We start from the raw sequence: 19,581 nt of genomic DNA, 5'->3' as shown, positions 1-19,581 counted from the left end.
GGCGCGGTGAAGCGGTCGGCCAGGCCGGCCGCTTCTCAGTCCGCGTACGGGTAGACCACCACCCGGTTGCGACCCTGTTCCTTGGCCATGTACAGGGCCTTGTCGGCCAGCCGCAGTGCCTGCTCGGCATCGACATGGAAGCTGGGGAAGTGGGCCACGCCCAGCGATACGGTGATGGTGCCGACCGGCTCGAACGGATGATCGGCGATGTGCTGGCGCAGGCGCTCGCCAGCCTGGCGCGCCGAGTCGGTGTTGATGCCCGGCAACAGCAGCAGGAACTCCTCGCCGCCGGCGCGGCAGAGGATGTCGCTGTCACGCGAGTAGCGGCGCATCTGGTCGGCGATATGGACGATGGCGGCATCACCGACGTCATGGCCATGGCTGTCGTTGATCGATTTGAAGCGATCGATGTCCAGCGCCAGGATCGCGAACGGAATGCCCTGCACCTGCAGCGCATCCAGCGCCTGCTGCAGGCCGCGGCGATTGAGCAGGCCAGTCAGCGGATCGGTGCGGTTGGCGCGATTGAGCGTGCCGATGCGGTCCTGCAGGGCGTTGAAGCTGTGCAGCACCGCCTGCTTGAGCTGGGCAACCTCGAAGTACCACGCGCGGATGCCGCTGACGTGGTTGATCGCGTTGCCGGTGTCCTCGCCACCCTGCACGTTGCGCGCCAGCTGCCACAGCGGCATCGAGATGCGCCGGGCGAACCACCAGGTGATCAGCAGTGACAGCAGGCCGAGCGGGATCGCGTTCCAGATCACCGCGGTCATCAATCGCGACAACGGCTGCAACGTGGCTTCGGTCGGCCGCTGCGCGATGATGCCCCAGCCGGTGGCCGGTACCGGCGCATAACCGGCCAGCATCGATACGCCCAGGTTGTTGCGCACCTGCTGCGCACCGCGTTCACCGCGCACCACCGCCTTCACCGCCGGGTTGCCGACCACGTAGTCGCCGACCCGCTTGCCATCGGCGTGATACAGCAGGCGGCCATGGCGATCAACCACGTACAGGTAGGAGCCGTCGCGGTAGTAATGCTTGCCCAGCAGCGTGTGCAGCGCGCTGCGCTGGCGCAGGTACAGGGTGCCGCTGACGTAGCCGCGATAGTGGCCCTGGCGATCGAAGATCGGGTGCGACAGCGAGACCAGCAGCTTGCCGGTGGCCGACTGGTACGGGTCACTGATCATCGGCTGGCGCGTGGCCAATGCGGCGTTGTTGCCGACGCTGTGCAGGATCTCGCCCTGGAGCTGCAGGGTCTGCGGCGAGGTGGCGATCACCAGACCGTCGGCGTCGACCACCAGCGAGGAGTTGAAGCTGTTGGTCTGCAGCTGCAGGCGGCTGGCCTCGTCCTGTGCCTGTGCCGGATCGAGGTCACTCTGGCCGAGCCGCGTGGCGGCGTAGGCCAGCTCCTGCTGCGCGGCCAGCAGGAAGTTCTGGGTGGTCTCGGCCAGCTTGGTGGCATAGACGCGGTTGGCTTCCAGGGTGTTGCCGACCAGCTGGTCGCGCTGCACGCGGTAGCTGGCCAGCAGGGTATTGGCCAGGGCGATGATGGCGCTGAGCAGGGCCAGGGCGAGGATCAGCTTGCCCAGGTTGAGGCGGGGGGACAGCGTTCGCATGCGTCGACGGATCCGGCAGGAGGCTGGACCCGACCGGTTCTCCGGAAGGGGCGACAGCGGGAATCGGTGGCCACGCCCTTGGGGCCGGGCAGGGTATCGGGCGAATTATCGCCAAAAGTCAGCGGCGGCAAAGTGAAGTCGGTCGCCCTGCAGGCAAAAAAAAACCTGCCGCAGCGAGCGGCAGGTTCTTTTCGATGCAATGCCGTGGATCAGCGCTTCATCGAACCGAAGAACTCGTCGTTGGACTTGGTGTTCTTCATCTTGTCGAGCAGGAACTCCATCGCGGCCATTTCATCCATCGGATGCAGCAGCTTGCGCAGGATCCAGATCTTCTGCAGCAGCTCCGGCTCGATCAGCAGGTCTTCGCGGCGGGTGCCGGAACGGTTGATGTCGATGGCCGGGAACACGCGCTTTTCAGCGATACGGCGGCTCAGGTGCACTTCGCTGTTGCCGGTGCCCTTGAACTCTTCGTAGATCACCTCGTCCATCTTCGAGCCGGTGTCGACCAGCGCGGTGGCGATGATGGTCAGGCTGCCGCCTTCTTCCACGTTGCGCGCGGCACCGAAGAAGCGCTTCGGGCGATGCAGGGCGTTGGCGTCCACACCACCGGTCAGCACCTTGCCCGAGCTCGGCACCACGTTGTTGTAGGCGCGGGCCAGGCGGGTGATCGAGTCGAGCAGGATCACCACGTCCTTCTTGTGCTCGACCAGGCGCTTGGCGCGCTCGATGACCATTTCGGCCACCTGCACGTGGCGCGCGGCCGGCTCGTCGAAGGTCGAGCTGATGACCTCGCCGCGCACCGTGCGCTGCATTTCGGTCACTTCTTCCGGGCGCTCGTCGATCAGCAGCACGATCAGGTGCACGTCCGGATGGTTGGTGGTGATGGCGGTGGCGACCTGCTGCATCATCATGGTCTTGCCGGCCTTCGGCTGCGACACGATGAGCGAACGCTGGCCCTTGCCCTGCGGCGCCATCAGGTCGAGGATGCGGCCGGTGATGTCTTCCGACGAACCGTTGCCACGCTCCAGGGTGAAGCGGCGGCGCGGGAACAGCGCGGTCAGGTTCTCGAACAGCACCTTGTTCTTCGACGCTTCGATCGGCTCGCCGTTGATGGTGTCGACGATGTTCAGCGCGAAGTAGCGCTCGCCGTCCTTCGGGAAGCGGATGCGGCCGGAGATGTGGTCGCCGGTGCGCAGGTTGAAGCGACGGATCTGGCTGGGCGAGATGTAGGTGTCGTCCGGGCCGGCCAGGTAGCTGGCTTCGGCCGCGCGCAGGAAGCCGAAGCCGTCCGGCAGGATTTCCAGCACACCGTCGGCGGCGACGCCGTCGCCATGGCGGGTCAGCACCTTCAGCAGGGCGAAGATCACATCCTGCTTGCGGGCACGGGCCACGCCTTCGGAGATCTGCAGCTGCTCGGCGATTTCCAGCAGCTTCTGTGCCGGCATGCGCTTGAGGTCGCTCAGCGAGTAGACCGGGAAGCCCTCGGGCACGTTGGCGTGCGGGCGCGGCACGAACGGCTGCTGCTCGCCGCCGTCGTTGGGCAGGCCATCGTCGCGGAAGCGGTTGTTGCGGTCACGGTCGCGGCGGTTGCGGAAGCGGTCGCGGCGGTTGCCCTGACCTTGCCCCTGGCCCTGCTGGCCGTTCTGGTTGTATGGGTTCTGGCCCTGGTTCTGGCCGCCCCCCTGGTGGTTCTGCTGCCGCGGCTGGCCGGATTCGCGACCCTCACCACCGTCTCCACCGCCACTGCTGGCAGGGGCCTCGGCGGCGGGCGCGCTCGGTGCGGGGGCGGGCGCCGGTGCTTCTGGCGCGGCGGCCAGCGGCAGGGTCGGCTGCGCCGGAGCGGCGCTGGTTTCGGCGGCTGCCGGGGCGGCGGCCTTGCTCACGCGGGGCTTGCGCACGCGCTTTTCGGCGGGCGCATCAGCGCTGCCGGTTTCGGAAGTGTTATCGGACAAGAGCGTTATTCCTCGCTTGAAGGTGCGAGCGCCCGGCTGGGGCGGCGAACGTTGGGAATGGGTCTGGAAGAAACTGCGTCCAGAGGGTGCGGCACGCGAACGCGGCCGGATATGCCGACACTATCATCGGCCTGCGGCGCCATGCAAGGGTCGCCGGGAACAGCATTCATCATGGGCGCGGTGCGCCCGCCGGCAGCCGCGCTCGGCGGCTGCCGGGGAACCACGGGATCAGGCCAGGGCCTTGTCCAGCAGGCCGGCCAGCTGGGCCTTGCCCACCGCACCGATCTGCTCGCCGACCTTCTCGCCGTCCTTGAACACGACCAGGTACGGAATCGAACGCACGTGGTACTTGGCGGCCAGCGCACGGTTGTGGTCGACGTTGACCTTGGCGATCTTGGCGCGGCCCTGGTAGGCATCGGCCAGTTCGTCCAGCGCCGGGGCGATCATCTTGCACGGGCCACACCACTCGGCCCAGAAATCGACCAGCACCGGTTCCTTGGAATTCAGCACTGCGCTATCAAAGTCGGCGTCGCCGACATGTACAACCTTGTCGCTCATCTTGGTTTCTCGTCTTGGATTGCACCCGGCGATGCCGGAGGTGGGTGAACTGGGCCATGCCCGGTGGCGCGACCCTCGTCGTTGCCTCGTGGCGCACTGCCACGGTGCGTTCGGCGGGATGCCTGGACGCTCACGGCCGGCAGTGTACCCCTATCGCAGGGCAGGGACAGGCGCCGGCTGGAACCCAGCGTATCGTGATCGCTTCGATGCCCGGTATGTGTCGGATTTCACTGTCTTCCTGTACATGGGGCTGGCAGTGGGCGACACCAGCGCCCCGGGCCGGGCCGTTCAAGTCCGGTGTGGCTGGGTGAAGGTCGCTCGTCTCCCATGCTCGTGAGACGATGCATTCCGGTATGTGCGCCCGAGTGCGTTAAACTGGGGCATTGTGCGGCGCACGGACCGGGTGGTCCCAGCCTGCCAACCCGCCGCAGGGGCCGCAGTTTGCGACGGTGCCCCTAGACGATGAAGTGCCAGCCGCCCCACGGGCCGGCGGCCATACCAAGACGGACTCATGAGCGACAAACCGCTGACCGATTTGACCTTCTCCTCCTTCGAGCTGCATCCGGCCCTGCAGGCCGGCCTTGAAGGAGCCGGATTCACCCGCTGCACCCCGATCCAGGCGCTGACCCTGCCGGTCGCGCTGCCCGGTGGTGATGTTGCCGGCCAGGCCCAGACCGGCACCGGCAAGACCCTGGCCTTCCTGGTCGCTGTCGTGAACCGCCTGCTGACCCGCCCGGCCCTGGCCGACCGCAAGCCGGAAGATCCGCGCGCGCTGATCCTTGCCCCGACCCGCGAACTGGCCATCCAGATCCACAAGGATGCGGTGAAGTTCGGTTCCGACCTGGGCCTGCGTTTCGCGCTGGTCTACGGCGGCGTGGATTACGACAAGCAGCGCGAGCTGCTGCAGCAGGGCGTGGACGTGATCATCGCCACCCCGGGCCGCCTGATCGACTACGTCAAGCAGCACAAGGTGGTTTCGCTGCACGCCTGCGAGATCTGCGTGCTGGACGAAGCCGACCGCATGTTCGACCTGGGCTTCATCAAGGACATCCGCTTCCTGCTGCGCCGCATGCCGGAACGCACCATCCGCCAGACCCTGCTGTTCAGCGCCACCCTCAGCCACCGCGTGCTGGAGCTGGCCTATGAGCACATGAACGAGCCGCAGAAGCTGGTGGTTGAAGCCGAGACCATCACTGCCGCGCGCGTGCGCCAGCGCATCTACTTCCCGGCCGACGACGAGAAGATCCCGCTGCTGCTGGGCCTGCTGTCGCGCAGCGAAGGCGCGCGGACCATGGTGTTCGTCAACACCAAGGTGTTCGTCGAGCGCGTTGCCCGCTCGCTGGAAAAGGCCGGCTACCGCGTCGGCGTGCTGTCCGGCGACGTGCCGCAGAAGAAGCGCGAGAGCCTGCTCAACCGCTTCCAGAAGGGCCAGCTGGAAATCCTGGTGGCCACCGACGTCGCCGCCCGCGGCCTGCACATCGACGGCATCAAGTACGTCTACAACTACGACCTGCCGTTCGATGCCGAAGACTACGTGCACCGCATCGGCCGTACCGCGCGCCTGGGCGAAGAGGGTGATGCGATCAGCTTCGCCTGCGAACGCTACGCGATGGGCCTGCCGGACATCGAGGCCTACATCGAGCAGAAGATTCCGTCCGAGCCGGTTACCAAGGAACTGCTGACCCCGCTGCCGCGCCCGGAACGCCCGGCTCCGGCGGCAGGCGAGGAAGGCGAGGACAACGAAAGCGTCGGCCAGATCTTCCGCGAAGCGCGCGAAGCCCGCGCCGCTGAGGAAGAGCGTCGGGGCGGTGGCCGTAGTGGCGGCCGTTCCGGCAGTGGTGGTGGCCGCGGTGGCCGTGACGGTGAGCGCAGCGGCGAACGCCGTTCGCGCGGCCCGCGCAAGCCGCGCGTGGAAGGCGAGCAGGGCGCTGCCGCCCCGGCCGCCGGTGCTGAAGGCGCCGCCGCCCAGGCCCCGCGTCCGCCGCGCCCCCCGCGCGCCGAAGGTGCACCGGAAGGTGCGGTGGACGGTGAACACAAGCCGCGCAAGCGTCGTCGTCGTCGCCACGGCCGTCCGGTCGAAGGTGCCGAGGGCGTGCAGAACCCCGCCGGCAATGGCGCCAGCCCGGTCACCCCGGTACAGGTGGTGGCCAAGCCGGTGCGTACGGCCGCCGATACCGGCGATTCGTTCCTGACCCGCATCGGCCGCAAGATCCGCCGGATGCTGTCGGGCAACTAAGCCGCCGATGGTGGGTGCGGACCTTGGTCCGCACTGCCCCATGGGGTGGGGTAGTGCCGGCCGCTGGCCGGCAACCCACACAGCTGCCGGCCAGCGGCCGGCACTACCGATCGCGCGACCGTCTCCACGACGTCGCGCCGGTCCTGCATAATCGGGGCATGAGTGTCCTGCGCTTCGACAATGTCAGCAAACAGTACGCCGGTGGCCACGAGGCACTGACCGATGTCAGCTTCGAGGTTGCGCCGGGCGAGATGCTGTTCGTCACCGGCCATTCCGGTGCGGGCAAAAGCACCCTGCTCAAGTTGATCCACCTGGACGAGCGGCCCAGCCGCGGCGCGGTGGTGTTCGACGAGCGCAACCTGCTGAAAGTGCGCGGTGGCGACGTGCCCCGCCACCGTCGCGCGGTGGGGGCGGTCTATCAGGACCACCGCCTGCTGATGGATCGCTCCATCGCCGAGAACGTGGCGCTGCCGCTGATCCTGCGCGGTACCCGCCGTGGCGACATCAACAAGCGCGTGCGCTCGGTGCTCGAGCGCATGGGCCTGGGCCATCGCGAGAAGGCGCTGCCCTCGCAGCTGTCGGCCGGTGAGCAGCAGCGCGTTGGCATCGCCCGCGCCATCGTCGGTGAGCCCAAGCTGCTGGTGGCCGATGAGCCGACCGGCAACCTCGACCCGACCCTGGCGGCGGAGATCATGGCCCTGTTCGCCGAGCTGCCCTCGCGTGGCACCAGCGTGCTGGTGGTCAGCCACGACCTGCCGCTGCTGCGCCGCATGCGCAAGCGCGTGCTGATCCTCGACCACGGCCGGCTGGTGGATGACATCTCGCCGCAGGACCTGGCGGAGTAACCCATGGCCAAGAACGAAAACAGCGAAGCCGCCGCCCCGTCGCGCGTGGGGGTCTGGTTCCAGCACCACGTGCACAGCGTGGTGTTCAGCCTTGGCCGCGCCTGCCGCAAGCCGTGGGCGACCCTGCTGACGGTGATGGTCATGGCGCTGGCGCTGGCGTTGCCGCTGGGGCTGTCGATCGCGCTGGACAACCTCAAGCAGTTCGCCGGCAGCGTGCAGCAGTCGCGCGACATCAACGTGTTCCTGAAGGGCAACGTCGATGGCCCCGGCGCGCTGCGCCTGGCGGGCCAGCTGCGCGACCGCGACGACGTGGCCGAAGTGAACGTGCGCACGCCCGAGCAGGGCCTGCAGGAACTGCGCGATGCCGGCCTCGGTGAGGCGATCGACGCTCTCAATGACAATCCATTGCCCTCGCTGCTGGTGATCACCCCCGGCCAGGGCAAGGACGACGCACGCCTGGCGCGCGCGCTGGAAAGCCTGCCCGAGGCCGACCTGGTGCAGCACGACGCACTGTGGCGCCAGCGCCTGGATGCCTGGCTGGCGTTCGGCGCACGGCTGGTGCAGGTGCTGTCGGTACTGCTCGGCGTCGGCGCCGCGCTGGTGGTCGGCAACACCGTGCGCCTGGACATCCAGGCCCGTCGCGAAGAGATCGGCGTGCTGCAGCTGCTCGGCGCCAGCGATGGCTTCATCCGCCGTCCGTTCCTGTACCTGGGCGCGTGGTATGGCCTGGGTGCCGGCGCGGTGGCGCTGGCCCTGATCGGGGCTGCCGGCGCTGCCCTGCGCGTGCCGCTGGCCGAACTCTCGCGCAGCTACGGCAGCCCGTTCGTACTGCACGGCCTGGACCTGCTGCACGGCGGCCTGGTCCTGCTCGGCACGCTGTTGCTGGGCTGGCTGGGCGCGTGGCTGGTGACCGGCCACTTCCTCCGCCAGACCCGACCGACCGACACCTGAGACCGGCATGCAACCGCAAGCGCTGAAGCACCTTGAAGGGCCCGCGACGCGGGTGATGGTGGTCGATGGGTCGAAGCTGGTCCGCAAGCTGATCGCCGATGTCCTGCAGCGCGACCTGCCGGGCGTGGAAGTGATCGGCTGCGACAGCATCGAGGACGCGCAGCTGGCGCTGGCGCAGGGCCCGGTGGATCTGGTGACCACCTCGCTGACCCTGCGTGATGGTGATGGCCTGGCACTGGCGCGGATGGTGCGCGAAGCCGCGGGCCAGGCCTATGTGCCGGTGATCGTGGTGTCCGGCGATGCCCAGCAGCATCTGGAGCAGCGCCGCTTCACCGAGTACGTCACCGACTATTTCGACAAATCGCTCGGCCATGAGGCACTGGCGACCTTCATCCGTGGCTATGTGCAGCCGCAGACCATTCCCGGCGCCACCATCCTCTACATCGAGGACAGCCGCGTGGTGGCCGAGGCCACCAAGCGCATGCTCGAGCGCCAGCAGTTGAACGTGCTGCACGTGGTCAGCGCCGAAGAAGCGTTCACCCTGCTCACCGCCGAGTCGCTGGGCCGCAGCCGTCATCGCATCGACCTGGTACTGACCGACGTTACCCTGAAGGGTGAGCTGAGCGGCCGCGACGTGGTGCAACGCGTGCGCGTGGACTTCGGTTACGGCAAGCGCCGCCTGCCGGTGCTGGTGATGACCGGCGACGGCAACCCGCACAACCAGACCGGGCTGCTGCAGTCCGGTGCCAACGACCTGGTGCTCAAGCCGATCGAAGAACGGCTGCTGGTCACCAAGGTGCTGTTCCAGCTGCGCCTGGCCCGATTGAACGATGGACCCCTGATTCGATGATGGATGAAGTAGCCGACACCCCGACGATCCAGCTGGAGCCAAGCTGGAAGCAGCATGTCGGCGATTACCTGATGCAGCCGCAGATGCGCGAGCTGTCTGCTTTCCTGCGCCAGCGCAAGGCGGGCGGCGCGGCGGTGTTCCCGCCGGGCCCGCAGATCTTCGCGGCGTTCGACGCCACGCCGTTCGAGCAGGTAAAGGTGGTGATCCTCGGGCAGGACCCGTACCACGGTCGTGGCCAGGCCCATGGCCTGAGCTTTTCTGTGGCGCCCGGCGTGCCGGTGCCGCCGTCGCTGCTGAACATCTACAAGGAGATCGAGAGCGATCTCGGTATCCCGCGTCCGGACCACGGCTGCCTGATCCCGTGGGCGCAGCGCGGCGTGCTGCTGCTCAATGCCGTGTTGACGGTGGAAGAGGGCAAGGCCGGCGCACACCAGGGGCGTGGCTGGGAAGGGTTCACCGACCACGTGGTGGATGTGCTCAACCGCGAACGCGAAGGACTGGTGTTCATGCTCTGGGGCGCCTATGCGCAGCAGAAGGGCAAGGTCATCGACACCCGCCGCCATCGCGTGCTGAAGTCGCCGCATCCGTCGCCGCTGTCGGCCCATCGCGGCTTCCTCGGCTGCCAGCATTTCTCGATGGCCAACGAGTACCTGCGCCGCCGCGGCCAGGCACCAATCGACTGGTCGCTGCCGCCGCGTTCGGCGCTCTGAGCATCGGCGGACGGCTGGGCCTGAACACCGGGCAACGTTTCCTGGCCTGAATGGGCCTCCGGGACGGCCCGTTCAGCTCCGCTTGACCGGAATCGGCCGGTTTCTGGTGGGTAATTGCTTGAATTCCAAGGGATTGAGAATCCCGAAAAGCGTGCTCGCCACTGTCATCAATTCGCGCTACGGTAGGGTCCTGTTTGGGACCAGTGTTGCACCAATGGGACGCTGGAACTTTTTCCTCCTTTAGCAGTCCAAATGCCGGACTGCTAAGATGGGTGCCTATGAGCCAGAACACCTCTACTGCCCTTGTGGCAAACAATCTCCCGATTCCCAGTGCGCTCGGTTCGCTGGACGCCTACATCGGTGCCGTGCACCAGATCCCGGTGCTGTCGGTCGATGACGAACAGGACCTGGCCCGTCGCTTCCGCGACGGCAATGATCTGGACGCTGCCCGCGAGCTGGTGCATTCGCACCTGCGCTTCGTGGTGCACGTGGCCCGCGGCTACAACGGCTACGGCCTTGCCCTGGGCGACCTGATCCAGGAAGGCAACATCGGCCTGATGAAGGCGGTCAAGCGCTTCGACCCGGACATGGGCGTGCGCCTGGTCTCCTTCGCCGTTCACTGGATCCGTGCCGAGATGCACGAGTTCATCCTGAAGAACTGGCGCATCGTGAAGGTCGCCACCACCAAGGCGCAGCGCAAGCTGTTCTTCAACCTGCGCAAGTCGAAGACGCGCCTGGGCTGGATGAACGCGGCTGAAGTCAGCGCGGTGGCCAAGGACCTGAACGTGTCCGAGCGCGAGGTCATGGAAATGGAGTCGCGCCTGTCCGGTCGCGATATCGGTTTCGATGCGCCGACCGACGAGGACAACGAGCACGCGCCGCCGTCGCCGGCTGCGTTCCTGGTCGCCAATGACGAAGACCCGTCGATGGCCTACGAACGTGCCGACAGCGAAGATAACCAGATGCAGCTGCTGCGCGAAGGCCTGGCGGAACTGGATGCGCGTTCGCGTGACATCATCCGCCGCCGCTGGCTGGATGCCGACAGCAAGGTGACGCTGCAGGAGCTGGCCGACGAGTACGGCGTGTCGGCCGAGCGCATCCGCCAGGTTGAAGCGAACGCGCTGAAGAAGATGAAGGCGCTGTTCACCGCGTAAGCGGGGTGGCGTTGAAGCGATGAAAAGGCCCGGCATTGCCGGGCCTTTTCTTTTCCGAGGTGTTCAATCCACGCATGGCGTGGATCTACCCCAGCTATGCAGAACCAGTAGATCCACGCCACGCGTGGATGCAGTACAGCCATGGTCTGACGCGATCAGCTATCGAACTGACGAGCTGATTCTGCTGGGATATGCGAAACAGCGCAGAAGGTGTTCACTCATCATGGCTCCGAAGGGGATGCGTTCAAAAGAAGCACTACTGCAGGCGATATACGATGCAGCTGTGAGCCTGCACGGTCATGGCGTCATCGATACGCCTCGTTTGAAGATCTACGAGGCACATTGTCTTGGGCCTGATCCCGAGCACGACAGTTCGCAGGTAAGGAAATCGCGGCCGTCCACGGCGCGACCTGATTGAACACAACGACAGTGATTCGGAAAAGGCCCAGCAAGGTCGGGCTTCCATCCACGCTATGCGTGGATGCCCTGATACCGCACCTGCCTCAGCCCTCGCGTGCGATCGCGCGCCAGCCGATGTCGGTGCGGTGGAACTCGTTGGTCCAGGTCACCTTGGCCACGCCGGCATAGGCGTTCGCCTGCGCATCGCGCACGCTGTCGCCCAGCGCCGCCACGCACAGCACGCGGCCGCCGGCACTGAGCACCTGGCCCTGCGCATCCAATGCCGTACCGGCATGGAACACCTTGGCACTGGCAGGCACGTCGTCCAGGCCGGAAATCACGTCGCCGGTGATCGGCGCTTCCGGGTAGGGCTTCGCGGCCAGCACCACGCCCAGCGACGGGCGTGCATCCCACTGCGCTTCTACCTGGTCCAGGCGGCCGTCGATGGCGGCTTCCACCAGCTCCACCAGGTCCGACTGCAGGCGCAGCATCACCGGCTGGGTTTCCGGGTCGCCGAAGCGCACGTTGAACTCGATGACCTTCGGTGCGCCGCTGGCGTCGATCATCAGGCCGGCGTAGAGGAAGCCGGTGAACGGGATGCCGTCGGCGATCATGCCCTGCACGGTGGGATTCACCACCTCGCGCATCACGCGTGCATGCACCTCCGGGGTCACCACCGGCGCAGGCGAATAGGCGCCCATGCCGCCGGTATTCGGGCCGGTGTCGCCGTCGCCGACGCGCTTGTGGTCCTGCGAGGTGGCCATCGGCAGTGCATGCACACCGTCCACCATCGAAATGAAGCTGGCTTCCTCGCCGTCGAGGAATTCCTCGATGACCACGCGGGCGCCGGCATCGCCGAACGCGTTGCCCGAGAGCATGTCACGCACCGCGTCTTCGGCTTCGGTCAGGGTCATTGCGACGATCACGCCCTTGCCGGCGGCCAGGCCATCGGCTTTGACCACGATCGGTGCGCCCTTCTCGCGGATGTAGGCCAGGGCGGCGTCCACGTCGGTGTGCACGGCGTAGAACGCGGTGGGAATGTTGTGGCGGGCCAGAAAGTCCTTGGCGTAGGCCTTGCTGCCTTCCAGCTGCGCGGCGGCGGCGGTCGGCCCGAAGATGCGCAGGCCGGCGGCACGGAAGCGGTCGACCACGCCGGCCACCAGCGGTACTTCCGGGCCGACCACGGTCAGCGCCACGCCTTCGGCCTGTGCCAGCGCCAGCAGGCCGTCGATATCGGTGACCTTGACCGCCACGTTGCGGCACTTGTCTTCGCTGGCGGTGCCGGCGTTGCCGGGCGCCACGATCACTTCGGTGACACGGGAGGACTGGGCCAGCTTCCATGCCAGGGCGTGTTCGCGGCCGCCAGAGCCGATGACAAGTACGTTCATCACGAGATTCCAGATTGCGTGGGAAGGGAAGATCGATATCCCCGGCGGCGCGCGTGGCTCACTCGCAGCCTTCGCGTCGCAGCGATTCGGGGAAGGAATAGGCCCAGGTCTTCGGGTCCAGGGTAAAGCGGTGTTCCTGCCGGACCTGCTTGCCGCCGCAGGTGTTGCCGGTTTCCTCGATCAGCAGTGGCCAGACGCGCGCGCTGCGGTCACTGTCGTCGAAACGCAGTGAGAAATCGATGCTGAAGCGGCGGGTTCGGCAGTCATTGGCCGTGTCGGGGTCGGTACTGGCGTCGACCGTGTCGCACTCGTACTGGGCGTCATTGTCGATATGGCTGCGCACGCTGCCACTGGCAACCAGGCCGTTCGGGCCGGGCAGGATCAGCGACTGCGAGAGCAGCGAGAAACCCTGCCCGAACCAGCCGTCCTCGACGCGGAAGCCATAGAAGTCGCTGCCGGCGCGGATGATGCTGGCGGTGCCGGGCTGGCCACCGCTGCCGAAGCGCTGGCCGGTCAGTTCGCTGGCCACTTCAAAGCCCTCGCCTTTCGGGCGCAGCACGAAGAACTCGATGGTTCCCGGGTCGATGTGCGCGCCATCGACCAGCGCACCACACACGGCCAGCAGCTGATGCCAGTTGTCACCGCTCACCACCGGTTGTTCCGCGCAGACCTGCCAGTCCATCGAATGGGTGTCGCCGTCCTGGGTCCAGCTGCCGCGCCATTCACCGGAGAGCTTGGCGTTGCTGCCGTAACGCTGGACCAGGAAGGCCTGCAGCCGCGCGGTGCGGCTGACATGCTGTTCTGGCGCGGTGGCGGCCACCACAGGCGCATCCACCTTCGGCGCCATGCTGGGCTCGGCAGCAGGCTTGCAGCCCGCCAGCACGGCCGCACCCGCGAGGGCGAGGGCGGCCAGCGATTTCATCGAAACTGTGGACATCCGTGTCGCTCCAGGATCAATGGCGGAAGTGGCGCACGCCGGTGAACACCATGGCCAGGCCATGTTCGTCGGCGGCGGCGATCACTTCGGCATCGCGCATCGAACCGCCCGGCTGGATGACCGCCTTGATGCCGGCGGCGGCAGCGGCATCGATGCCATCGCGGAACGGGAAGAACGCATCGGAGGCCATCACCGAGCCCTCGACCACCAGGTTCGCATCGGCGGCCTTGATGCCGGCGATGCGGGCCGAGTACACGCGGCTCATCTGGCCGGCACCGACACCGATGGTGCGGTTGTCCTTGGCATAGACGATCGCGTTGGACTTCACGAACTTGGCTACCTTCCAGGCAAACAGCAGGTCGGTGAACTGCTTGTCGGTCGGCGCCAGCTTGCTGACCACCTTCAGCTCGTCGCGGGTCATGCCGCGGTTGTCCGACGACTGCAGCAGCAGGCCCGAGCCGACGCGCTTGCTGTCGAAGTTGTTCAGGCCATCGCCATGCGGGATACGCAGCACGCGCACGTTGGCCTTCTTCTGCGCGTATTCCAGCGCGGCCGGCTCGTAGTCCGGGGCGATCAGCACTTCGACGAACTGGCGGTCGAGGATCACCTTGGCGGTGGCGGCGTCCAGCGGCTTGTTGAAGGCGATGATGCCGCCGAAGGCGCTGGTCGGGTCGGTGGCGTAGGCCAGCTCGTAGGCATCGCCGTTGCCGGCACCGACGGCCACGCCGCACGGGTTGGCGTGCTTGACGATGACGCAGGCCGGCGCATCGAACTGGCGTACGCATTCCCACGCCGCATCGGCATCGGCCAGATTGTTGTAGCTCAGCTCCTTGCCCTGCAGCTGCTGGAAGGTGGCCAGCGTGCCCGGCACCGGGTACAGGTCGCGGTAGAACGCGCCGCTCTGGTGCGGGTTCTCGCCGTAGCGCAGGTCCATCACCTTCACGAAGGTGGAGTTCATCTGCGCCGGGTACTCGGCACGGGCCGGTACGGCGGCGTCGGTGGCGGTGACCGCCGACAGGTAGTTGCTGATCGCGGCATCGTATTGGGCGACGCGGTTGAACGCGGCCACCGAGAACGCGAAGCGGGTGGCGGCTGACAGCTGGCCGTCGTTGGCGTCCAGCGAGGCCAGCAGCTCGGCGTACTGCGACGGGTCGGTGGCCACTGCCACGCGGGCGAAGTTCTTGGCCGCCGAGCGCAGCATGGCCGGGCCGCCGATGTCGATGTTCTCGACCGCGTCGGCCAGAGTGCAGTCGGCCTTGGCGGTGACCGATTCGAACGGGTACAGGTTCAGCACCAGCAGGTCGATGGCGCCGATGCCGTGCTCGGCCATCACTCCATCATCCAGGCCGGAACGGCCCAGCAGGCCGCCGTGCACCATCGGGTGCAGGGTCTTGACCCGGCCGTCCATCATTTCCGGGAAACCGGTGACCTCGGCCACGTCCTTCACGGCCAGGCCCGCATCGCGGATCGCCTTGGCGGTGCCGCCGGTGGACAGCAGCTCCACGCCGCGTGCCGCCAGCGCAGTGGCCAGCTCGACCAGACCGGTCTTGTCGGAAACGGAGAGGAGGGCCCGGCGGACGGGCAACAGATCAGCAGTCATGGGACAGAATCGGCAGCGGAGCGGGGCCGATATTGTAGGCGGTGGGGACCGGTGACGGGCGCCGGAAGGGGCAATTGGCGTCGGCAATCGGTGTATGGCCGGGTCAAGCACATCGAACGGGCTCGATCCGGGGCACTGGGCTGCGGGCCGGGGCCAGGTTGTCGGAATCTGCCGACGATGGGGTAGGCTGTGCCCGCACTGCCAAGGATTAGCGGGTACAGATCGTGTCGATCTATGCATTGAAAGGACGTTTCCAGGACCTGTTGCGTCCGGCCGTACGCGGCCTGTACCGCATGGGGATCACCGCCAATGCGGTGACCGTGGCCGCCGCCGTGGTCTCGTTGCTGGTGGCCGCCGCCGTCTGGTGCTGCGCGCCGGCCCAGCCCCTGCTGTACCTGCTGCTGCCACTGTGGATGCTGCTGCGCATGGCGCTCAACGCCGTGGACGGCATGCTGGCCCGCGAGTTCGGCCAGCAGTCGCGGCTGGGCGCCTATCTGAACGAGCTGTGCGATGTGATCGCCGACGCGGCGCTGTACCTGAGCCTGCTCAGCGTGCCGGGCGTACGCCCGGAGGTGCTGTGGCTGCTGGCCTGGACGGCGGCCCTGAGCGAGTACGCCGGTGTGCTGGGGCTGATGGTCGGTGCCAGCCGCCGCTATGACGGCCCGATGGGCAAGAGCGACCGCGCGTTCGTGATTGGTGCGCTGGGCCTGCTGCTGGCGTTTGAGTGGGTTGGCGCGATGACGGTCACTGGCGTGGCCGAGGTCATGGCGGTGCTGTGCGTGTTGACGATGATCAACCGCGTCCGTCGCGGACTGCGGGAAACGGCGGTTTCGCCGAATTAATCAAGCAGATACAAAAAGACAATCAGGAGATTGCATGCGTCAGGCGCAGGAACGGGAATTCCACAGCTTCGACCAGGTACCGCTGTTCTACCGGTACTGGGCGGGCACCACCGCAACGCCGGCCACCAAGGCCATCGTGCTGCTGCATCGCGGCCATGAACATTCCGGCCGGGTCACTCACGTTGTCGATGAGCTGGACCTGCCCGACACCGCGTTCTTCGCCTGGGATGCGCGCGGCAATGGCCGGTCGCCGGGCGCGCGTGGCGATGCACCGGGCTTCCCGGCGCTGGTGCGCGACCTGGACAGCTTCATCGCCCACATCGGCGCCGAGCATGGCATCGCGGTGGAAGACATCGTGGTGATCGCGCAGAGCGTGGGGGCGGTGGTCGCCGCGACCTGGGTGCACGACTACGCCCCACGGCTGCGCGCGCTGGTGATGGCTTCGCCGGCGTTCAAGGTGAAGCTGTACGTACCGTTCGCGCGCCCGGGCCTGGCATTGATGCAGAAGCTGCGCGGCAACTTCTTCGTCAACAGCTACGTCAAGCCGCAGTGGCTGACCCATGATCCGGCGCGGGTGGAAAGCTACCGCACCGACCCGCTGATCACCCGGCCGATCTCGGTGCGCGTGCTGCTGGGCCTGTACGAAGCGGCTGACCGCATCGTTGCCGATGCGCAGGCGATCAGCGTGCCGGTGCAGCTGCTGGTGTCCGGCTCGGACTTCGTCGTGCACCGTGGCCCGCAGGACCGCTTCTACGAGCGCCTGTCCAGTCCGATCAAGGAGCGCGTGCACCTGCCAGGCTTCTTCCACGACACGTTGGGCGAGCGCGATCGGGCGCCGGCGCTGGCGCGCATCCGCAGTTTCATCCAGGCACGTTTCGCCGAGCCGCTGCGTGAGCTGTCACGGCGTGATGCGCACCGCCATGGGCCGACCTTCGAAGAATCGGAAATCCTGGCCTGGCCACCGGAGCGCAACAGCGTGGCTGACCTGCGCTGGCGCGTGGTACGTGGCGGCCTGCGTTTCGGCGGGACGTTGTCCGAAGGCATCGCGCTGGGCCTGCAGACCGGTTTCGATTCCGGCAGTACGCTCGACTACATCTATCGCGACGAAGCGCGTGGCAAGGGTCCGCTGGGCCGCATGGTCGACCGCAACTATCTGGACGCGATCGGTTGGCGCGGCATCCGCATTCGCGGCCAGCACCTGCAGGAACTGCTCCGCGACGCTGCCCAGCGCCTGCGCGGGCAGGGCACGCCGGTGCGTGTGCTGGACGTGGCCGCTGGCCATGGCCGCTATGTGCTGGAAGCTCTGGGCCAGGGCGAGCAGCGCGCCGACCGCATCGTGCTGCGCGACTTCAGTGATCTGAACGTGACCCAGGGCCAGGCGTTGATCGAGCGCCTCGGTGCGGCCGACATCGCACGCTTCGAGCAGGGCGATGCGTTCGATCCGTCGCAGCTGGCCAAGGTCGATCCGTCGCCCACGCTGGCGGTGGTGTCCGGCCTGTATGAACTGTTCCCCGACAACGACGCCGTGCTGCGCTCGCTGCAGGGCATCGCCGCAACGGTGCCGGTGGGTGGCTACCTGGCCTACACCGGCCAGCCCTGGCACCCGCAGCTGGAGTTCATCGCACGCGCATTGACCAGCCACCGGGGTGGCGCAGCGTGGGTGATGCGCCGCCGTACCCAGCAGGAAATGGACGAACTGGTGCGCCTGGCCGGGTTCGAGAAGGTGGCGCAGCGCATCGATGACTTCGGCATCTTCACCGTGTCGCTGGCTCGCCGGGCCGCGTGATGGCGACGCTCGCTGCAACCCCGCTGGCCGCGGAAGGGCGCCCCTGGCGGCGCGCCCTGCTGTGGCTGGCCTTGCTGGGCCCGTTCTTCTTCGCCAGCTATGGCTTTGCCAACTGGATGGCCGGCCGCCACGCCACGCTGCCGGTGATGGCGTTCGCATGGGAGGCACGTATTCCGTTCGTGCCGTGGACGATCGTGCCGTACTGGTCGATCGACCTGTTCTACGCGGTCTCGTTCTTCCTGTGCCGTCAGCGCCTCGAACTGGACCGGCACGCGCTGCGGCTGTTCAGTGCACAGCTGATCGCAGTGAGCTGCTTCCTGCTGTGGCCGCTGCGCTTCAGTTTCGAGCGGCCGGAGATCGGCGGCGTGTTCGGCTGGCTGTTCGATGTGCTGCTGGGCTTCGACAAGCCGTTCAACCAGGCGCCATCGCTGCACATCGTGCTGCTGATCGTGCTGTGGGTGAAATTCGCGCAGTACCTGCACGGTGCCTGGCGCTGGGTGCTGCATGTGTGGGCGCTGCTGATCGGTGTCTCGGTGCTGACTACGTTCCAGCATCATTTCATTGATATCCCGACCGGCCTGCTGGCCGGTTGGCTGTGCGTCTGGCTATGGCCGGAGCAAGGCACGCCACCATTGCGCGCCTGGCGCACTGCGCGTGATGCCAGGCGCTGGCGATTGGCAGCGCTGTACCTGCTGGGGGCCGCTGTATTGCTGGTGCCGGTGGTGCTTCTGCGTGGCGCGGCGTTGTGGCTGCTGTGGCCGGTGGTGTCGTTGCTGCTGGTGGCGCTGGCCTATGCCGGGCTCGGTACGGCGGTGTTCCAGAAGCGTGCCGATGGTCGCCTGACCATGGCCGCACGCTGGCTGCTGGCGCCGTACCTGGGCGCCGCCTGGATCAATTCGCGGCTATGGACGCGGCGTGCGCCGCAGCCGGTGCCGGTGATGGATGGCGTGTGGCTGGGGCGCATTCCCTCCGAGGCAATGCCGGCACCGCTGGTGGGCGTGGTCGATGCCTGTGCCGAGCTGTCCTGCCGCGCGCCGGGCGCGGTGTATGCCAGCGTGCCGATGCTGGACCTGGTGGTGCCCACGCCGGAACAGTTGCGCGAGGCGGCCGAGGCCATCGAGCGGCTGCGGGCGCAGGGGCCTGTGCTGGTGTGCTGCGCACTGGGTTATTCGCGCAGTGCTGCCAGTGTGGCGGCCTGGCTGCTGCGCAGTGGTCGTGCCGCCGATACCGATGCCGCGGTGGCGATCGTGCGCGCGGCACGTCCCGGTATCGTGCTGGGCGCGGCGCATCTGCATGCCATCACTGCTGCAGCGGGAGCACGCACGTGAGTACGGTTCCCGATCTGGCGACCATGCAGCTGCTGCTGCGGCAGGGCCGTTGGCCGGCGTCGCTGTCGTTGGGCCTGTTGCTGGTGGCGTTGCTGCTGCTTGGCACCGAGCCGGGCCTGGCGATGGTTGCTGCCGGCCTGCTGCTGGTCAGCGTCGTCGTCGGGCTCACACAGGCCTACCACGCATGGCGGGTCGGGCTGGATGCCAGCCTGCTGCAGCTGCTGCGCGATGAAGGCCTGGACGGCGACGCCGCTGCGCGCCGTATCGACCAGCTGCTGCACGACAGTGGCCTGCGCCGCACACAGCCCGACGCGCCGCTGCGCGGCTGGGACGTGCGCTGGGCCGGCATGCGCCGCCTGCTGCTGCGCCAGTACCTGTTGACGGCACTGCAGGTCGCACTGCTGGTGCTGGCCGTGTTGTGGCCGCAGACGTGAA

The 19,581-nt window shown here is 67.3% G+C and carries 16 protein-coding genes; 10 read left to right on the top strand and 6 right to left on the bottom strand.

What is annotated here, in order from left to right; genetic code table 11:
• Positions 1–35: 35 nt before the first annotated feature.
• The 3 genes from EGM71_RS18770 to trxA all read right to left on the bottom strand — a co-directional run bounded on the left by EGM71_RS18770 (position 36) and on the right by trxA (position 4,120).
• Positions 36–1,610 (bottom strand): sensor domain-containing diguanylate cyclase, encoded by a 1,575-nt coding sequence (locus EGM71_RS18770; RefSeq protein WP_188486342.1) that lies wholly within the window; start codon positions 1,608–1,610, stop codon positions 36–38.
• Between the two features lie 209 nt (positions 1,611–1,819).
• Positions 1,820–3,562 carry a transcription termination factor Rho gene (gene rho, locus EGM71_RS18765; RefSeq protein WP_188486340.1) on the bottom strand — a complete coding sequence of 581 codons (1,743 nt, stop codon included), beginning with the start codon at positions 3,560–3,562 and terminating at the stop codon, positions 1,820–1,822.
• A gap of 228 nt (positions 3,563–3,790) precedes the next feature.
• Positions 3,791–4,120 carry a thioredoxin gene (gene trxA, locus EGM71_RS18760; protein WP_005411275.1) on the bottom strand — a complete coding sequence of 110 codons (330 nt, stop codon included), beginning with the start codon at positions 4,118–4,120 and terminating at the stop codon, positions 3,791–3,793.
• Positions 4,121–4,631: 511 nt separating this feature from the next.
• On the opposite strand from trxA, the gene rhlB reads away from it, so the two are divergent.
• The 6 genes from rhlB (at position 4,632) to rpoH (ending at position 10,866) form a co-directional block, all read left to right on the top strand.
• A complete protein-coding gene (rhlB, locus tag EGM71_RS18755) occupies positions 4,632–6,356 on the top strand; it encodes an ATP-dependent RNA helicase RhlB (RefSeq protein WP_188486338.1) in 1,725 nt (574 codons plus the stop codon).
• Positions 6,357–6,514: 158 nt separating this feature from the next.
• Positions 6,515–7,201, top strand: coding sequence for a cell division ATP-binding protein FtsE (gene ftsE, locus EGM71_RS18750; RefSeq protein WP_005419728.1), 687 nt, complete (start codon positions 6,515–6,517; stop codon positions 7,199–7,201).
• 3 nt (positions 7,202–7,204) lie between these two features.
• Positions 7,205–8,152, top strand: a complete 948-nt coding sequence (ftsX, locus tag EGM71_RS18745) for a permease-like cell division protein FtsX (RefSeq protein ID WP_087923798.1) — start codon at positions 7,205–7,207, stop codon at positions 8,150–8,152.
• A gap of 7 nt (positions 8,153–8,159) precedes the next feature.
• Positions 8,160–9,002 (top strand): response regulator, encoded by an 843-nt coding sequence (locus EGM71_RS18740; RefSeq protein WP_099604709.1) that lies wholly within the window; start codon positions 8,160–8,162, stop codon positions 9,000–9,002.
• Positions 8,999–9,712 carry a uracil-DNA glycosylase gene (gene ung, locus EGM71_RS18735; RefSeq protein ID WP_188486337.1) on the top strand — a complete coding sequence of 238 codons (714 nt, stop codon included), beginning with the start codon at positions 8,999–9,001 and terminating at the stop codon, positions 9,710–9,712. The genes EGM71_RS18740 and ung overlap by 4 nt, the downstream gene beginning before the upstream one ends.
• A gap of 278 nt (positions 9,713–9,990) precedes the next feature.
• Positions 9,991–10,866 carry an RNA polymerase sigma factor RpoH gene (rpoH, locus tag EGM71_RS18730; protein WP_006473441.1) on the top strand — a complete coding sequence of 292 codons (876 nt, stop codon included), beginning with the start codon at positions 9,991–9,993 and terminating at the stop codon, positions 10,864–10,866.
• 503 nt (positions 10,867–11,369) lie between these two features.
• On the opposite strand, the gene purD is transcribed toward rpoH, so the two are convergent.
• Genes purD through purH form a run of 3 tightly spaced genes read right to left on the bottom strand, consistent with a single transcriptional unit; the run spans position 11,370 to position 15,190 of the window.
• Positions 11,370–12,653, bottom strand: coding sequence for a phosphoribosylamine--glycine ligase (gene purD, locus EGM71_RS18725; protein ID WP_188486335.1), 1,284 nt, complete (start codon positions 12,651–12,653; stop codon positions 11,370–11,372).
• Positions 12,654–12,711: 58 nt separating this feature from the next.
• On the bottom strand, positions 12,712–13,590 hold the full coding sequence (locus tag EGM71_RS18720) for a hypothetical protein (RefSeq protein ID WP_188486333.1): 879 nt from the start codon (positions 13,588–13,590) through the stop codon (positions 12,712–12,714).
• Between the two features lie 16 nt (positions 13,591–13,606).
• On the bottom strand, positions 13,607–15,190 hold the full coding sequence (gene purH, locus EGM71_RS18715) for a bifunctional phosphoribosylaminoimidazolecarboxamide formyltransferase/IMP cyclohydrolase (protein WP_188486331.1): 1,584 nt from the start codon (positions 15,188–15,190) through the stop codon (positions 13,607–13,609).
• A gap of 224 nt (positions 15,191–15,414) precedes the next feature.
• Here purH and EGM71_RS18710 point away from each other — a divergent pair, with 224 nt between their 5' ends.
• Genes EGM71_RS18710 through EGM71_RS18695 form a run of 4 tightly spaced genes read left to right on the top strand, consistent with a single transcriptional unit; the run spans position 15,415 to position 19,580 of the window.
• Positions 15,415–16,032 (top strand): CDP-alcohol phosphatidyltransferase family protein, encoded by a 618-nt coding sequence (locus EGM71_RS18710; protein ID WP_188486329.1) that lies wholly within the window; start codon positions 15,415–15,417, stop codon positions 16,030–16,032.
• A gap of 34 nt (positions 16,033–16,066) precedes the next feature.
• Complete coding sequence (locus EGM71_RS18705; protein ID WP_188486327.1) at positions 16,067–17,818, top strand: bifunctional alpha/beta hydrolase/class I SAM-dependent methyltransferase; 1,752 nt, start codon at positions 16,067–16,069, stop codon at positions 17,816–17,818.
• Positions 17,818–19,146: a phosphatase PAP2/dual specificity phosphatase family protein gene (locus EGM71_RS18700; RefSeq protein WP_188486325.1), complete on the top strand. Its 1,329-nt coding sequence runs from the start codon at positions 17,818–17,820 to the stop codon at positions 19,144–19,146. The genes EGM71_RS18705 and EGM71_RS18700 overlap by 1 nt, the downstream gene beginning before the upstream one ends.
• The gene (locus EGM71_RS18695) at positions 19,143–19,580 is read left to right on the top strand and encodes a hypothetical protein (RefSeq protein ID WP_188486323.1); all 438 of its coding nucleotides are present in this window, start codon (positions 19,143–19,145) and stop codon (positions 19,578–19,580) included. The genes EGM71_RS18700 and EGM71_RS18695 overlap by 4 nt, the downstream gene beginning before the upstream one ends.
• Position 19,581: the final 1 nt, after the last annotated feature.

It is taken from the genome of Stenotrophomonas maltophilia (genome assembly GCF_006970445.1).
Classification (GTDB): domain Bacteria; phylum Pseudomonadota; class Gammaproteobacteria; order Xanthomonadales; family Xanthomonadaceae; genus Stenotrophomonas; species Stenotrophomonas maltophilia_AU.
This window is presented reverse-complemented; position numbering and strand designations above follow the sequence as displayed.

What these genes read in the sequence shown, in the direction of transcription:
- purD (WP_188486335.1), bottom strand. Translation starts at nt 12,653, where the DNA reads ATGAACGTACTTGTCATCGGCTCTGGCGGCCGCGAACACGCCCTGGCA.
- rhlB (WP_188486338.1), top strand. Translation starts at nt 4,632, where the DNA reads ATGAGCGACAAACCGCTGACCGATTTGACCTTCTCCTCCTTCGAGCTG.
- EGM71_RS18720 (WP_188486333.1), bottom strand. Translation starts at nt 13,590, where the DNA reads ATGTCCACAGTTTCGATGAAATCGCTGGCCGCCCTCGCCCTCGCGGGT.
- ung (WP_188486337.1), top strand. Translation starts at nt 8,999, where the DNA reads ATGATGGATGAAGTAGCCGACACCCCGACGATCCAGCTGGAGCCAAGC.
- EGM71_RS18740 (WP_099604709.1), top strand. Translation starts at nt 8,160, where the DNA reads ATGCAACCGCAAGCGCTGAAGCACCTTGAAGGGCCCGCGACGCGGGTG.
- ftsX (WP_087923798.1), top strand. Translation starts at nt 7,205, where the DNA reads ATGGCCAAGAACGAAAACAGCGAAGCCGCCGCCCCGTCGCGCGTGGGG.
- rpoH (WP_006473441.1), top strand. Translation starts at nt 9,991, where the DNA reads ATGAGCCAGAACACCTCTACTGCCCTTGTGGCAAACAATCTCCCGATT.
- purH (WP_188486331.1), bottom strand. Translation starts at nt 15,190, where the DNA reads ATGACTGCTGATCTGTTGCCCGTCCGCCGGGCCCTCCTCTCCGTTTCC.
- EGM71_RS18705 (WP_188486327.1), top strand. Translation starts at nt 16,067, where the DNA reads ATGCGTCAGGCGCAGGAACGGGAATTCCACAGCTTCGACCAGGTACCG.
- ftsE (WP_005419728.1), top strand. Translation starts at nt 6,515, where the DNA reads ATGAGTGTCCTGCGCTTCGACAATGTCAGCAAACAGTACGCCGGTGGC.
- trxA (WP_005411275.1), bottom strand. Translation starts at nt 4,120, where the DNA reads ATGAGCGACAAGGTTGTACATGTCGGCGACGCCGACTTTGATAGCGCA.
- EGM71_RS18700 (WP_188486325.1), top strand. Translation starts at nt 17,818, where the DNA reads ATGGCGACGCTCGCTGCAACCCCGCTGGCCGCGGAAGGGCGCCCCTGG.
- EGM71_RS18770 (WP_188486342.1), bottom strand. Translation starts at nt 1,610, where the DNA reads ATGCGAACGCTGTCCCCCCGCCTCAACCTGGGCAAGCTGATCCTCGCC.